At 73.5% G+C, this 14,778-nt stretch carries 15 protein-coding genes and 1 pseudogene; 11 read left to right on the forward strand and 5 right to left on the reverse strand.

Going from position 1 to position 14,778, the window contains the following annotated elements; translation table 11 throughout:
* Positions 1-119 precede the first annotated feature (119 nt).
* The 11 genes and pseudogenes from G5V58_RS03750 (at position 120) to G5V58_RS25805 (ending at position 10,646) form a co-directional block, all read left to right on the forward strand.
* Positions 120-1,724 (forward strand): ABC transporter substrate-binding protein, encoded by a 1,605-nt coding sequence (locus G5V58_RS03750; protein WP_230487057.1) that lies wholly within the window; start codon positions 120-122, stop codon positions 1,722-1,724.
* 26 nt (positions 1,725-1,750) lie between these two features.
* A complete protein-coding gene (locus G5V58_RS03755) occupies positions 1,751-2,830 on the forward strand; it encodes an ABC transporter permease (RefSeq protein WP_230487058.1) in 1,080 nt (359 codons plus the stop codon).
* A complete protein-coding gene (locus G5V58_RS03760; protein ID WP_165228891.1) occupies positions 2,827-3,732 on the forward strand; it encodes an ABC transporter permease in 906 nt (301 codons plus the stop codon). The genes G5V58_RS03755 and G5V58_RS03760 overlap by 4 nt, the downstream gene beginning before the upstream one ends.
* Positions 3,729-4,733 carry an ABC transporter ATP-binding protein gene (locus G5V58_RS03765; RefSeq protein WP_165228893.1) on the forward strand — a complete coding sequence of 335 codons (1,005 nt, stop codon included), beginning with the start codon at positions 3,729-3,731 and terminating at the stop codon, positions 4,731-4,733. Before G5V58_RS03760 ends, G5V58_RS03765 begins: the two co-directional genes overlap by 4 nt.
* Positions 4,730-5,704, forward strand: a complete 975-nt coding sequence (locus tag G5V58_RS03770; protein ID WP_230487059.1) for an oligopeptide/dipeptide ABC transporter ATP-binding protein — start codon at positions 4,730-4,732, stop codon at positions 5,702-5,704. The genes G5V58_RS03765 and G5V58_RS03770 overlap by 4 nt, the downstream gene beginning before the upstream one ends.
* Positions 5,691-6,074 carry a nuclear transport factor 2 family protein gene (locus G5V58_RS03775; RefSeq protein WP_165228895.1) on the forward strand — a complete coding sequence of 128 codons (384 nt, stop codon included), beginning with the start codon at positions 5,691-5,693 and terminating at the stop codon, positions 6,072-6,074. Before G5V58_RS03770 ends, G5V58_RS03775 begins: the two co-directional genes overlap by 14 nt.
* A gap of 3 nt (positions 6,075-6,077) precedes the next feature.
* Positions 6,078-6,500: a RidA family protein gene (locus G5V58_RS03780; RefSeq protein WP_165228897.1), complete on the forward strand. Its 423-nt coding sequence runs from the start codon at positions 6,078-6,080 to the stop codon at positions 6,498-6,500.
* Complete coding sequence (locus G5V58_RS03785; protein ID WP_165228899.1) at positions 6,490-7,479, forward strand: LLM class flavin-dependent oxidoreductase; 990 nt, start codon at positions 6,490-6,492, stop codon at positions 7,477-7,479. Before G5V58_RS03780 ends, G5V58_RS03785 begins: the two co-directional genes overlap by 11 nt.
* Positions 7,480-7,532: 53 nt before the next feature.
* Positions 7,533-8,681, forward strand: a complete 1,149-nt coding sequence (locus G5V58_RS03790; protein WP_165228901.1) for a M24 family metallopeptidase — start codon at positions 7,533-7,535, stop codon at positions 8,679-8,681.
* A 20-nt stretch (positions 8,682-8,701) separates the two neighbouring features.
* Positions 8,702-9,391, forward strand: a pseudogene (locus G5V58_RS25800) (DUF885 family protein); the annotation flags it as partial.
* 394 nt (positions 9,392-9,785) lie between these two features.
* Positions 9,786-10,646, forward strand: a complete 861-nt coding sequence (locus G5V58_RS25805; protein WP_230487060.1) for a DUF885 family protein — start codon at positions 9,786-9,788, stop codon at positions 10,644-10,646.
* Between the two features lie 10 nt (positions 10,647-10,656).
* Here the strand turns inward: G5V58_RS25805 and G5V58_RS03800 are convergent, their stop codons facing one another.
* The 5 genes from G5V58_RS03800 to G5V58_RS03820 are packed head-to-tail and all read right to left on the reverse strand — an operon-like array spanning position 10,657 to position 14,661.
* Positions 10,657-11,424 carry an SDR family NAD(P)-dependent oxidoreductase gene (locus tag G5V58_RS03800; RefSeq protein WP_165228903.1) on the reverse strand — a complete coding sequence of 256 codons (768 nt, stop codon included), beginning with the start codon at positions 11,422-11,424 and terminating at the stop codon, positions 10,657-10,659.
* Between the two features lie 2 nt (positions 11,425-11,426).
* On the reverse strand, positions 11,427-12,224 hold the full coding sequence (locus tag G5V58_RS03805) for an IclR family transcriptional regulator domain-containing protein (RefSeq protein WP_165228905.1): 798 nt from the start codon (positions 12,222-12,224) through the stop codon (positions 11,427-11,429).
* Between the two features lie 57 nt (positions 12,225-12,281).
* Positions 12,282-13,037: an SDR family NAD(P)-dependent oxidoreductase gene (locus G5V58_RS03810; RefSeq protein ID WP_165228907.1), complete on the reverse strand. Its 756-nt coding sequence runs from the start codon at positions 13,035-13,037 to the stop codon at positions 12,282-12,284.
* A complete protein-coding gene (locus G5V58_RS03815; protein ID WP_165228909.1) occupies positions 13,034-13,789 on the reverse strand; it encodes an SDR family oxidoreductase in 756 nt (251 codons plus the stop codon). Before G5V58_RS03815 ends, G5V58_RS03810 begins: the two co-directional genes overlap by 4 nt.
* The gene (locus G5V58_RS03820) at positions 13,786-14,661 is read right to left on the reverse strand and encodes a TIGR03619 family F420-dependent LLM class oxidoreductase (protein ID WP_165228911.1); all 876 of its coding nucleotides are present in this window, start codon (positions 14,659-14,661) and stop codon (positions 13,786-13,788) included. Before G5V58_RS03820 ends, G5V58_RS03815 begins: the two co-directional genes overlap by 4 nt.
* Positions 14,662-14,778 lie beyond the last annotated feature (117 nt).

Below are 14,778 nucleotides of genomic sequence, written 5' to 3' on the forward strand. Positions count from 1 at the left end.
CTGTCGTTGTATTCGCCTAGCGTGCTAATGTCCGTCAGCCGAACGCGGCAGCGTGGCTGACGATCGGCGGTGACCCTCTTCTCTCGCCCCCTCGCGGGCGACGATCAAGGAGCGATGTCGTGGTGCGACACACCAAGTGGTTGCGGCGCTGGAGCCTGGTCGCCACAGGGGCCGCGGTGGCCCTCTCGCTGGCCGCCTGCGGGTCCGACTCGTCGGACGACTCCTCGTCCGGTGGTGGCGGCGGGAGCAAGACCCTCGTGGTCGAGAACTCCTTCGACCTCACCACCGCCGACCCGGGCCAGGTCTACGAGATCACCGGCGGCATGATCGCCCACGCGATGTACGAGCCCCTGCTCGGCTTCGACGGCGGCGACCTGTCCACCCCGGTGCCCGTCATCGCCAAGTCCTACGAGCTCTCGGAGGACGGCAAGACGCTGACGCTGCCGCTGCGCGACGACGTCACGTTCTCCGACGGGACCAAGCTGACCTCGGCCGACGTGGTCTTCTCCTTCAACCGGGTCAAGAACCTCAAGGGCAACCCGTCCTTCCTGCTCGACGGCGTGACCCCGTCCGCCCCGGACGAGAACACCGTCGTGCTCACCTCGGACAAGGCCAACCCCGGGCTGCCCTACATCCTGTCCAACCCGGCGCTCGGCATCGAGAACTCCAAGGTGGTCAAGGAGCACGGCGGGACCGACGCGGCCGACGCCGACACCACCGACAAGGCCGGCGAGTGGCTCAACGCCAACTCGGCCGGCTCGGGCCCCTACGTGCTGAAGAGCTTCAGCACGACCTCCGAGGTCAGCCTCGAGGCCAACGGGGACTACTGGGGCGACGCGCCGACGTACAGCAAGGTCGTGGTCCGCAACGTGACCGCCGACGTGCAGAAGCTCGACGTGCAGAAGGGCCAGGCCCAGCTGGTGCTCGACCTGGCCCCGGCCCAGGCCGAGGGGCTGCCGAGCTCGGTCGAGGTGCACAGCGACCCCACGTCGAACACCTTCTTCCTGTTCTCCAACGACAACCCGGCGATCTCCGAGACCACCTCGAACCAGGACTTCCAGGACGCGCTGCGCTACGGCCTGGACTACGACTCGCTGGTCGAGCTGGCCGGCGAGGGCTCGGTCCGCTCGCCCGGGATCATCCCGACGCTGTTCGTCGGCGCGCTCGACCCCTCCGACGCGCTGGCCACCGACGTGGACAAGGCCAAGGCCTCGCTCGCGGCCAGCGGGTACGACGGCGAGAAGGTCGAGCTGGAGTACCCCAGCGACCTGACCAAGAACGGCGTCTCCTTCGGCACCGTGGCCCAGCGCATCCAGGCCCAGCTCAAGGAGATCGGCATCGACGTCGAGCTGGTCCCGTCGCCGATCGCCACCTCGCTGCCCAACTACCGCGACGGCAAGGAGCAGCTCGGCCTGTGGCTCTGGGGTGCGGACTACCCTGACCCGAGCGACTACCTCGCCTTCCTGCCGGGTCAGACCGTCGGCCTGCGGGCCGGCTGGGCCGCAGGCGCGGACCCCGCGCTGGAGGCGCTGGGCGAGCAGGCCGCGACCACCGTGGACAACGACGCCCGCGGCCAGCTCTACCAGCAGATCCAGCAGCAGATGAACGTGGAGGGCCCCTTCATGCCGCTGTTCCAGACGGCTCAGGTCGCGGTGACGACGTCGTCGCTGTCCGGCTTCGAGTACAACCCCGTCTGGACCGTCGACTTCGCCTCCCTGAAGTGACCCCCTCGTTCCGGCGGGAGCCCTAGTTGGCGACCTCCGCGACGACCGCACCGGCCGCTCCGACCGGCGGGCGGCGGATCACGGACCACGTCCTCCTGTGGTTCGTGCTCCGCCGCTTGGCGGCGCTGCTGATGCTGCTCGTCGGCATCACCCTCATCGCCTTCCTGCTGACCCACCTGGTCCCGGGTGACCCGGTCGCGGCCAACCTCAGCCAGCAGGCGGTCTCCGACCCGGAGATCGTGCAGGCGTTCAAGGAGAAGAACGGCCTCGACAAGCCGCTCCCGGTCCAGTACGTCAAGTACCTCGAGGGGCTGACCCACGGCGACCTGGGCCTGTCCCAGCAGACCCAGAAGCCGGTGACCGAGGACCTCGGCGAGTTCGTGCCGGCCACCATCGAGCTGGCGGTGACCGCGATCGTGATCTCGGTGCTCGTCGGCGTGCCGCTCGGCATCCTGGCCGCGATCCGGCGCAACACCTGGCTCGACCAGGTGCTGCGGGTCGTGACCCTGTCGGGGGTGTCCGTGCCGACGTTCTGGCTGGCGCTGGTCAGCTACTACGTGCTCTTCTTCAAGCTGGGGCTGGTGCCCGGCGGCGGCCGTCTGGACCCGGGCGTGGACCCGCCGGCGCACCACACGGGCTTCTACACCCTCGACGCGCTGCTCGACGGCGACCCCGGCCTCTTCGGGGAGGCGCTGCGCCACCTGCTGCTGCCCGCCCTCGTGCTGGCCATGTTCACCATCAGCCTGCTCACCCGCTTCACGCGCGCCTCGATGCTCGAGGTGCTCAACAACGACTACGTCCGCACCGCGCGGGCCAAGGGCATGCCGGAGCGGGTCGTCGTGTTCCGCCACGTGGTGCGTCCGGCGCTGCTGCCGATCCTCACCGTCTTCGGCGTCGCCTTCGGCAGCCTGCTGTCCGGCACGGTGCTGGTGGAGAAGATCTTCTCCTGGCCCGGGATCGGCCAGTACGCCTACAACTCCGCCCTGGCGCTCGACCTGCCGTCGATCATGGGCGTCTGCCTGGTCGTCGCGGTGATCTACGTCGGCATCAACTTCGCCGTGGACATCGCCTACGGCCTGGTCGACCCGAGGATCCGGGCGACATGACCACGATCAACAACGCTCCCGACTCGACCCTGGCCGAGGGCGGTGTGCCCGTCGAGACGGGACGCCGCCGCCGCGGCACCCGCTCGGTGTGGCGCGAGCCGCTCGGTCTGGTCGGCTTCGTGGTCCTGGCGATCTGGATCCTGGTCGCGCTGCTCTCGCCGGTCCTCCAGACCCACGACCCGCTGGCCCAGGACAACGCGCCCTTCCTCGGGCCCTCGGGCGCGCACTGGTTCGGCACCGACGAGCTGGGCCGCGACGTCTACTCGCGGGTCCTCGCCGGGGCGCGGCTCTCGATCCCGCTCGCGGTCCTGCTGGTGACCCTCTCCCTGGTGGTGGGCACCGCCGTCGGCTCCACCGCCGGCTACTTCGGCGGCAAGGTCGAGACGGTGATCATGCGGGTCACCGACCTCTTCTTCGCCTTCCCCGCGATCATCCTGGCCATGGCCATGGTGGCCGCGCTCGGGCCCGACCTGCACAACGCGGTGCTCGCCATCGTGGTCGTCTCCTGGCCGTCGTACGCACGGGTCAGCCGGGGCCTGGTGCTCTCGGCCCGCGAGGCCGACTACGTGCTCTCGGCCCGGCTGCTCGGCGTCTCCGGTCGGCGGGCGCTGGTCCGCGAGGTCGGCCCCAACGTGGCCGGTCCGATCCTGGTGCTCGGCGCGCTCGACCTCGGCACCGCCGTGCTGCTGCTGTCCGGGCTGTCCTTCCTCGGTCTGGGCACCCGGCCGCCGACCCCGGAGTGGGGCTCGATGGTCGCCGAGGGCGCGATGTACTTCGACAAGTGGTGGATCGGCGTCTTCCCGGGCCTGGCCATCCTCACCGTCGTGCTGGCCTTCAACTTCCTCGGCGACACCGTCCGCGACGCGCTCGACCCGCGCACCGCGAGGGCGATCGGCACGTGAGCACCCTGCTCGAGGTCGAGGACCTCTCCGTGCGGCTGCCCGGCCGGCACGGTGACCAGTACGCCGTGCGCTCGGTCGGCTTCACCGTCGGGGAGTCCGAGGTGGTCGGCATCGCCGGCGAGAGCGGCAGCGGCAAGACGCTGAGCGTGCTCGCGCTCATGGGCCTGCTGCCGACCGGTGGCACCGCCGCCGGCAGCGCCCGGTTCGAGGGCCAGGAGCTCATCGGCATGCGCCGCCGCGAGCTGCAGAGGATCCGCGGCACCGGCATCGCCATGGTCTTCCAGGACCCGCTCAACTCCCTGCACCCCATGCTGACCATCGAGCGGCAGCTCACCGAGCACCAGATCGTGCACCGTTCGGTGAGCCGGCGGGTGGCCCGGGCGCGGGCCGCGGAGCTGCTGGACCTGGTCCGCATCCCCAACCCGGACGACGCCCTGCGCCGCTACCCGCACCACTTCTCCGGTGGCATGCGCCAGCGCATCGCGATCGCGATGGCCCTGGCCTGCGAGCCGAAGCTGCTCGTGGCCGACGAGCCGACCACCGCGCTGGACGTCACCGTCCAGGCCGGCATCCTGCGGCTGCTGGACCGGCTGCGCCGCGAGCAGCAGCTCTCGGTCGTGCTCATCACCCACGACCTCGGCGTGCTGTCCTCGATCGCCGACCGGCTCTACGTCTTCTACTCCGGACGGGTGGTGGAGTCCGGCGCGACGGGGGAGCTGCTCCAGCAGCCGCGGCACCCCTACACCCAGGGCCTGCTCGACGCCCTGCCGCGCCCCGAGGAGCCGGACCGGCCGCTGACCCCGATCGGCGGTGCGCCGCCGACCCTGGGCGACACCGTCCCCGGCTGCGCCTTCCACCCGCGCTGCGCCTTCGCCCGCGACAGCTGCCGCACCGAGGTCCCGCCGCTGGTGCCAGTGGGTGGCAGCGGCCGCACCCTGGCCTGCCCGCCCGACCCGCTGCGCGACCGCGCGGCCGCACCCCTCCCGGAGCGCGTGCCGTGAGCCTCCTGGAGATGCGCGACGTCGTCGTCGACTACAAGCGCGCCGGCCAGCCGCCGGTGCGCGCCGTGGCCGGCGTGGACCTGGACGTGCCCGAGGGCACCGTGGTCGGGCTGGTCGGGGAGACCGGCTGCGGCAAGTCCACGCTGGCCCGCGCCATGGTCGGGCTGGTGCCGCTGGCCTCGGGGACGGTCACCTTCGACGGCGCCGAGGTCGCTCCCATCGGGCGCCGCAGCCGCTCGCCCGAGCTGCGCCGGCTGCAGATGGTCTTCCAGGACCCGGCCTCCTCGCTCAACCCCCGCCGCAAGGTGGGCGTCCAGCTGCAGACCGCGGTCGACCTGTCCGGCAGCGACCGTGGCGACCGCGGCGCGCGGGTGCGCGAGCTGCTCGACCTGGTGGGGCTCCCGGCCGCGGCCGCGGAGCGCTTCCCGCACGAGTTCAGCGGGGGCCAGCGCCAGCGCATCTCCATCGCGCGTGCCCTGGCCGCGCGGCCCCGGCTGATCGTGGCGGACGAGCCGATCGCCGCGCTCGACGCCTCGGCGCAGGCGCAGATCGCCAACCTGCTGGTGGAGCTGAGCCGCGAGCTGTCGCTCAGCCTGGTCTTCATCTCCCACGACCTCTCGATCGTGCGCCAGGTCGCCGACGTGACCGCGGTGATGTACCTCGGCAAGGTCGTGGAGTCCGCGCCCACCCGCCCGCTGTGGGAGGCCCCGGGGCACCCCTACACCCGCGCCCTCACCGGTGCAGTGCCGCGCGTCGGCCGGCCGGGCGACCTCCCGGCCGAGCTGCCGGGCGACGTACCGGACCCGGCCCAGCCGCCCTCGGGCTGCCGGTTCCACCCCCGCTGCCCGGTCGCGGTGGAGCGCTGCCGCACCGAGGACCCGGTCGCCGTGACCGCGCCCGGCCGGGTGTCCTACTGCTGGCTGACCGACTGGTCCACCACCACCGAGAGGATCCCCGTTGAGCGACCGTGACGAGATCTGGGCCGCCGTGCTCGACATGTACGCCGGGTTCCTGACCGGCGACCGCGTGCGCATCGACCAGCACATCGCCGACGACGCGACGATCTGGGACTCCGAGGAGCCGGGCCTGGCCGTGGGCCGGGCAGAGCTCGACGCCATCCGCGCGCGGCGGCCCGCGGGCGGCCCGCAGGTCGCCGACCTGCGCGCCACCGACGAGCGCATCGACGTGCACGGCGACATCGGCTGGGTCCGCCACCTGCTGCACGTCACCTTCGCCGACGACGCCGCCCCGCCCCAGCTGGTCCGCAACACCGGCGTGTGGCGCCGCACCGGCGAGCGCTGGCAGGTCGTGCACAACCACGAAGACGTCATCGAGGGCTGAGCCGTGACCGAGCGGACCGGCGTCAGCGACGGCTCGCCCTGGGAGGAGCTGGCGGGCTACCGCCGCGCGGTGCGCCAGGGCCCGCGCATCTGGGTGAGCGGGACGACCGGCCACGTCGGGGACGAGGGCGACCTCGGCGGCACCGGCGCCCAGACCCGGCGCGCCCTCGAGCGCGCCCTCGGCGCCGTCGAGCGGCTCGGCGGTCGCCGTGCGGACGTGGTCCGCTCCCGGGTCTACCTGACCCCGGACGCGGACTGGGAGGAGGCGGCGCGCGTGCACGGCGAGCTGCTGGGCGCCGTGGCGCCGGCCAACACCATGCTCTTCGTGCACGCCCTGATCGGGGACGGGCTGCTGGTCGAGGTGGAGCTGGACGCGGAGCTGCCGCAGCCGGACGAGCGGACCGAGGGGGCCGAGGGTGCGCACTAGCCTCCGGCTCAACAACGACCTGTCGCCGGCCGAGTTCTGCGCCTTGGCCGAGGCGGCCGAGGCCGCCGGCTTCGACCAGCTCTGGGTCTCCGACGACCTGATGCTGCACAGCGCGACCGTGCTGCTCACCGCCGCCGCCACCCGGACCTCGCGCATCGCGCTGGGCTGCGGGATCTTCAACCCCTACACGGTCCACCCGGCCGAGCTGGCCATGACCGCCGCGTCGCTGCACGAGCTGTCCGGCGGCCGGTTCCGGCTGGGCCTGGCCGCGGGGGCCAAGCAGTTCCTGGAGTGGGTCGGCATCGAGCAGCGGCGCCCGCTGGCCGTCACCCGCGACGCCGTGACCGCGGTCCGCGCACTGCTGCGCCACGAGCTGGTCGACCTCCCGGGCTGGACCGACCAGGCCCGGCTGCGCACCGCGGTCGCCGACGTGCCGATCTACCTCGGGGCCATGAGCCCGAAGATGCTGGAGCTGGCTGGCGAGGTGGCCGACGGGGCGCTGCCGCTGCTCTACCCGCCCGAGCACTTCCCGACCGCCAAGGCGCACATCGAGACCGGACTGGCACGCGCTGGCCGCAACCCGGCCGACTTCGACCTCCCGGCCTGCGTGTGGCTCTCGCTGGACCGCGACCGAGCCCGCGCCGAGGCCGCGCTGGCCGACAAGATCGCCTACTACGGCTCCGCCTTCTCGCCGTACCTGCTCGAGCGCGCCGGGCTCACCCGGGCCGACTTCGCCGAGATCGACGCGGCCGGTGCCGCGGGTGACCACGACCGCGCCCGCTCGCTGGTCGACGCGCGGATGCTGCGGCTCGGGATCGCCGGGGACGTCGAGGACGTGCTGCTCCGCTGCCGGTGGCTGGTCGACCGGGGCGCCACCCACCTGTCCTTCGGTCCGCCCCTCGGACCGGACCCACGCGCTGCCGTCGAGCTGCTCGGGGCGGAGGTGCTGCCCGCGCTTGGCAGCGGCGAGCCGGGCTGAGTAGTGTGTTCATCAAGCGCGCAAACGTGCGCACAGCGAACTCAGGAGCGATGATGGCCGAGATCACCGAGTCGACGTACGCCGCCCGCCGCGAGGAGCTGTCGCGGCGCATGGACGAGGCCGGGGTGGACCTGGTCTTCCTCCCGCCGTCCTCCGACCTGGAGTACCTCACCGGCATGCAGCGCCGGGTGCCGACGTTCGGCAACGTCGGCTACGCCCACCACTGGGTGGCCGGGGCCTTCTTCGCCCGCGGGGCCGATCCCGTCTTCGTCCTGCCGCGCATGATCACCGAGTTCGACCTGCCCGAGGGCGTCACCGGCGAGGTGGTCACGGTCAACGAGACCGACGACGGCCGCACCGAGGTGGCCTCGGTGCTCTCGCGGTACGCCGGCACCGGGACCCTCGCGGTCGGCAACCGCGCGTGGGCCGAGAGCGTGGTCAACCTGACCGAGCTGGGGCGCCCCGAGCGGGTGGTCAGCGCCGAGTCGCTGCTCAACCCGATGCGCCGGATCAAGACCGAGGCCGAGCTCGAGCAGATGACCGAGGCCTGCCGCATCGTGGACGAGGTGATGGCCGGGATCGAGCCCAAGGTCGTCCCGGGCGTGACCGAGATGGAGGTCGCCGCCGAGGTGGCCTACCAGATGAAGGTCGCGGGCTCGCGGACCGAGTCCTTCGACACCGCGGTGTGGGGGATGGGGCCGGGCGAGGAGCGCGACGCGACGGTGCGCATCTCCCGCCAGCCGCTGCGCGCAGGGCTCGGCATCTCCTTCGACTTCGGCGCCGTCGTCGACGGCTACTGCTCCGACTTCGGGCGCACCGTGCACGTGGGCGAGCCGAACGAGGAGTACGTCGAGGTGCACGCGCTCGTGATGGCCGCCCAGGCCGCCGGCATCGCCGCGGTCCGGCCCGGTGCCACCGCGGCCGAGGTCCACGCCGCCACCCGGCAGGTCATCGTCGACGGCGGGTACGGCGACTGGTTCCGCCACCGCACCGGTCACTGCATCGGCCTCGACGTGCACGAGCTGCCCTACATCTCCGAGGAGGACCACACCCCCCTCGAGGAGGGCATGACCTTCACCATCGAACCGTCGGTCTTCTGGCCGGGCCGCGTCGGTGCCCGCGTCGAGGACGTCATCCTCTGCACGGCCGACGGCGGCCGCAAGCTCAACGAGCACCCGACCACCATGGTCGTCAACGACTGACCACCCCACCGAGAGGCGACATGAGCGACTCCCACGAGCTGGGCCTGGAGTTCTGGGCCTGGCGGGCCGCGCAGCAGCCGCGGTCGCACGACGACATCCCGCGCATCGACCGGCCCACCGGCTGGACGCCGCGCTGGTCGGCCGGCGACGTCGCGGGCTACCGCGGCGACCTCGTCGACTTCGAGCGCCGCCTGGCCGACCTGGCCCCCACGCAGGACCGGGCCGAGCTGGTCGACCGGCGACTGCTGCGCTCGGCGTTCGCCCGGGTGCGGTGGGAACTGGACGTGCTGCGGATGTGGCAGACCCAGCCGCGCTTCTACGTCGACCAGAGCATCGGCGTCGTCTTCGACCTGCTGACCGTGCCCGACCCGGACGCCGCGCGCCTGGAGGAGGTGGCACACGCCCTCGAGCAGACCCCGGCCATCCTCGCCACGGGACGCGAGAACGTCGCCGGCGAGGCCTACGCCCCCTTCGCCGAGCGCGCCGTCGGCGAGCTGGCCGAGATCGAGGTCCAGGTGCCGGCCGTGGTCGCCGCCCTGCTCGCGCTCCCCGCAGCCGCGGGCGTCGCCGAGCGGCTGCAGCGCGCCGCGGACGCGGCCACGACCGCGCTGGTGGACTACCGCCAGTGGCTGCGCTCCGTCGTACCCGACCTGCCCGCGCTGCGCGCGGTGGGGCGCGACCTCTACCAGTGGTTCCTCACCGAGGTCGCGGTCATGCCGCTGACCCCCGAGGAGATCCTCGCCTCCGGGCGCGCCGAGCTCGACCGCGCGATCGCGCTGGAGACGCTCGAGCGCAACCGCAACCACCACAGCGGCCAGCCGCAGGCGCCCGGGGCCACCACGGTCGCGGACCAGTGCCGCCTCGAGGGCGAGCTGGAGCAGCAGGTCCGCGACTTCTACGTCGCCCGGGGCGTGCTCAGCCAGCCCGGCACCCTGCACCACTACACGAACCTGCCCCTGCCGGCCCACCTCGTCCCGATCGCCTGGCTCGGGGTCACCGACGACCTCACCGGTCCCCGGCGCGTCGACGAGGACGGCGTCAGCTACGTGCACGAGTTCGACGGCGAGCCGCCGTACTTCTACGCGGCCAACGCCCTCGACCCGCGTGCCGGGATCGTGCACGAGGGCGCGCACTACCAGCAGCTGGCCCTGTCCTGGCGACACCCCCCGCGAGCTGCGCCGGCACTACTACGACTCCGGCTCCAACGAGGGCATCGCGTTCTACAACGAGGAGCTCATGCTGGCCTCCGGGCTCTTCGACGACGCGCCGCGCACCCGCGAGGTGATGTACAACTTCATGCGCCTGCGCGCCCTGCGCGTCGAGGTCGACGTCCGGCTGGCCACCGGTGACCTCGACATCGGCGGAGCGGCGGAGTACCTCGAGCGCGTCGTGCCGATGGACAAGGCCACCGCGCACGAGGAGGCCGCGTTCTTCGCGTCCGCGCCTGGCCAGGCCCTGACCTACCAGGTCGGCAAGACCCAGATCCTGCGGCTGTTCGCCGACGCCGTGCGCGAGCAGGGGCTCGGCTTCGACCTGCTGGCCTTCCACGACCGGCTCTGGCTGGAGGGCAACGTCCCGATCGCCCTGCAGCGCTGGGAGCTGCTCGGCGACCGCTCCGACCTCGACCGGGTCGAGGCGCTCTCGGTCCCGCTGGTCTCCGAGCCCGAGAACTCCCTGCTGGCCGAGCCGCTGACCACCGCCGACGAGACCGCCGGCGACGTCAGCCTCACCCGCGTCACGATCGACGGCCGGCACCGCCCGGTGCGCACCGACGCCTCGACCCGGGTCTACTACGTGCTTGAGGGCTCGCTCACGCTGCGCGTGGACGGCGACGCGGAGGGGGTCCGGCTTCCCGCCGGCTCGCGCCACGTCGTGCCCCGGGGCGCGACGTACGAGCTCGCCGGCCGGGCGGTCTACCTGGTCGTCAACGGCCCGGGCTTCCGGGAGGGCGACGACCAGTACTGAACGACGCGCCCTAGCGCAGGTAGCTGGCGCCGTTGACGTCGAGGGTGGCGCCGCTGAGGTGGCGCCACCGCCCGGTGGCCAGCCGGCTGACCAGGTCGGCGACCTCCTCCGGCGGCACCGGCGCACCCGCGGCGAGGCTCGCGTTCACCGCCGCCTCGCCGCCCTGCGCCGCCGCGGCGTCGCGCGACATCTGGGTGTCGACGATGCCCGGGGCGACCAGGTGCACCAGGACGCCGTCGCGGGCGTGGGCGCGCGCCACGGTCTTGGCGAACGCCGCGAGCGCGGCCTTGCTGGCGGCGTACGCGCCGAGCTCGGGGTTGCTCGAGCCGCGCTGCGCGGCCCAGCTGCTGAGGACCACGACCGTGCCGCCCCCGTGCTCGAGGAAGTGCCCGACCGCGGACCGGATGAGCGACGCCGGTTGGTGCACGTTGACCTCGAAGGCCTCGCGCCACCCGGCGTGCCAGGCGTCCTCGGCCCCGGCCAGCGGCGTGAGCGGCATGACCGCGGCGTTGCAGACCACGGCGTCGACCCGGCCGCGCCACCCGACGGCCTCGTCCCACAGCGTGCCCACGGCCTCGGGGGAGCGCAGGTCAGCCCGGACCAGGCGGACCCGCTCGGGCGGCAGGTCGGCGGTGGCCTCGCGGGCCCCGTCGGCGTGGGCGCCGTAGTGCGCGACGAGGTGCGCGCCGGCGGCGCCCAGGGCCCGGGCCGTGGCCGCTCCGATGCCGCGGGAGGCGCCGGTGAGGAGCACGGTGCGGCCCGCGAGCGGTCCGGTCACGCTCAGTCGGCCCAGCTGATCGAGTGGCGCAGGCCGAGCTCGATGTCGGCGGCCGCCTGCTGGACCCGCGGGACCAGGTCGCGCATCGCCTCGGGGGTCTGCCGGCCGATGTGGGTGGAGAGGTTGATGGCGGCGCGGGTCTGCCCGTGCCGGTCGCGGATCGGCACGGCCACGGCGACCAGCCCGATCTCCAGCTCCTGGTTGACCAGCGCGAAGCCCTGCTCGCGGACCCGGGCCAGCTCCGCGCGCAGCGCGGTCTTGTCGGTGATGGTGTTGGGCAGCATCGGCTTGAGCTCGGCCTTCTCGAGGACGGCGTCCAGCTTGGCCGGCGGCAGGTGCGCCAGCAGGACCCGGCCCAGGGCGGTGGAGTACGCCGGGTTGCGGGCGCCGACGCTCACCGAGATGGTCATCAGCGCCGGACCGGGCACGCGCACGACGTACACGACGTCGTCGCGGTCCAGGATCGCGCCCTCGCTCGCCTCGCCCGTGTCCGCCACCAGCTTCTCCAGGTGGGGGAGCGCGACCTCGGGGAAGGTCAGCGCGGAGAGGTAGGAGTAGCCGAGCTCGAGCACCTGCGGCGTGAGCTCGTAGCCGTTGCGGTGCGGCTGCACGTAGCCGAGCTCGGTGAGGGTGAAGAGGAAGCGGCGGACGGCGGCCCGGGTGAGGCCGGCCGACTGCGCGATCTCGGAGACGGTCAGCCGCGGGTGGTCGGCGTCGAAGACGCGGATGATCGCCAGCCCGCGCTCCAGCGACTGCACGAAGTCCCGGTGCCGACCGGTGCCCTCCTCCTCGTCGCTCACGACCGGATCCACCTCGGCACCGACCTTGCGTGCTGCCACTCTCGACTCCTCGCTCCGCTAGCGGACATACGACGCTCCGTTGAGGTCCACGGTGGCCCCCGTGAGACTAGGGCAACGGTCGGAGACCAGGTAGGTGATGAGGTCGGCGACCTCGGTGGCCGGGACCAGGCTCCCCATCGCCAGCCCGGCGGCCACGGCCTCCTGCTGGTCCGCGGACTGGCCGGCGACCCCCATGCCGGTGTCCACGACGCCCGGGGCCACCACGTAGATCCGCACCCCCGCCGCGGCGAAGTGCCGGGCCAGGGTCTGCGCCAGGTTGCGGATCGCGGCCTTGGAGGCGGCGTACCCGCTGACGTCGAGGATGCGCGAGCCCTGCTCGGCCGCCCAGCTGGAGACGACCACGGCCGTGCCGCCGCCGCGGCCGGCGAAGGCGCGCACGGCCTCGCGCAGCAGCGTGCCGGCGCCGACGACGTTGACCGCGAGCAGCTGCTCCCAGCCGGCGTCCCACGCCGCGTCGTCGCCGTCGAACGGCGTCTCGGCCATGGTCGCGGCGTTGAGGACCAGCACGTCGACCGGGCGCACCGCCTCCGCGTCGCGCCAGAGAGCGCGGGCGGACGCCGGCGTGGCCAGGTCGCCGCAGACCAGCGTGGCGCCGCTCGCCCCGCCGACGGCGCGCTCGGCCGCCTCGCGGTCGGAGCGGTAGTGCGCGAGCACGTCGGCGCCCGCGGCGAGCAGGGCCTGCGCGGTCACAGCGCCGATGCCGCCGGAGGCGCCGGTGAGCAGGACCGTGCGTCCGGTCAGCTCCCCGCTCACAGCAGCCCGCCGTCCACGGGCAGCAGCTGCCCGGTGATGCCTGCGGCGAGGTCGCTGAGGAGGAAGGCCAGGGCGTTGACGACGTCGTCGGTGGTCGCGATCCGGCCCAGCGCGGTCTGCGCGGCCGCTGCCTCCAGCGCGGCGTCGGGTGAGGTCGAGGTGGCTGTCGCCCGGTCGGCCATCCGGCCGAGCAGCGCGTCGGTGGCGACCGGGCCGGGCCCGACGCAGTTGACGCGCACACCGGCTGCCCCGAGAGCCAGGGCGGCCGAGCGGACCAGGCCGAGCACGGCGTGCTTGCTCGCGGCGTAGGACCAGATCCGCGGATCCCCGCGCCAGGAGTTCAGCGAGCCCACCACCGCGACCGAACCGCCTTCGCCCAGTCGCGGGCCGGCGTGCTTGAGGGTGGCGGCCACACCGCGCACGTTGACCGCGAGCACCCGGTCCAGGTCGGCCAGGTCGAGGTCGGCCGGCTGCTGCCACGACGGCACGACGCCCGCCGCGGCCACGACGCCGTCGAGCCCGTCGAGGCCGGTCACCGCCGCGTCGACCGCGCCGGCCACCTGCTCCTCGTCGGTCACGTCGCAGTCCAGTCCGACCCAGCCGTCGGGCAGTGACCACGACGTGCCGGCCAGGTCGAGGGCGGCACCACGCGCGCCCATGGCGGCGAAGCGCTCGACGGCGGCCGCGCCGATGCCCCGGCCGCCGCCGGTGACCAGCACCCGCCGCCCGGGCAGCAGCTGCGGGGTGCTCACCGGGCCGCCGCGCGGAGCGTGTCGTGCACGGCGACCGGACCGGCGTCCGGGTCGACGTCGACGATGACCTCGTGCACGCCGGCCTCGGCCAGCGCCTCGAGGTGGGCGGCCACGTCGGCCTCGCGACCGGCCGACTCGACCAGCCGCAGGGTGAAGCGCAGCGCGCCGGGATCGCGGTCCACCCGCCGGGCGTGGGCACGCACGGCGTCCATCTCCTGGGCGAGGTGCGCGACGTCGAGGGCCGGCACCGCCTGCTGGGCCAGCCAGCCGTCGCCCAGCGTCCCGGCCCGGCGGAAGGCCGCCTTGGTGTGACCGCCGACGAGCACGGGCACGGGGTGCGCCGGGACCGGGAGCTGCACGAGCCCGTCGGCCAGCGGGTAGAGCCCGTCGCGGGGGCCGGGGCTGCCGGTCCAGCAGGCACGGAGCACGTTCACCCACTCCTCGAGCCGGGCGCCACGCTCCTCGAACGGCTCGCCCAGCGCCTCGAACTCCTCGCGCAGCCACCCGGCGCCGACGCCGAGCTCGATGCGACCACCGCTCAGCGCGTCCAGGCTCGCGACCTGCTTGGCCAGCAGCACCGGGTTGCGCTGGGGCAGGACCAGGACCGCGCTGCCGATGCGCACCCGCTCGGTCACGGCGGCCGCGGCCGTCATCGCCACCAGCGTCTCGACGTACGGGATGTCGCCGGTCCACGGCGCCCGGCCGTCCTCGGCGAAGGGGTAGTAGGACCCGATGTGCATGGGCATGACCACGTGGTCGCTCACCCACAGCGAGTCGAAGCCGGCGTCCTCGAGACCGCGTGCGCGGTCGGGGATCGACGTGGGATCCGTGGCTCCGGTGTGGGGGAGCTTGGCTCCGAGGGCGATCGGCACCGGCTCATTCTCGGAGGCGCCGGTTTGTGCGTCAAGCGCCCAAACAAACGCAAAGCGGCACGTTTGTACGTATTGCGCGCAGAGGTACGGTTCTGCGAGCATTCCCCCACTCACGCG

The organism is Nocardioides anomalus (genome assembly GCF_011046535.1).
Taxonomy (GTDB): domain Bacteria; phylum Actinomycetota; class Actinomycetes; order Propionibacteriales; family Nocardioidaceae; genus Nocardioides; species Nocardioides anomalus.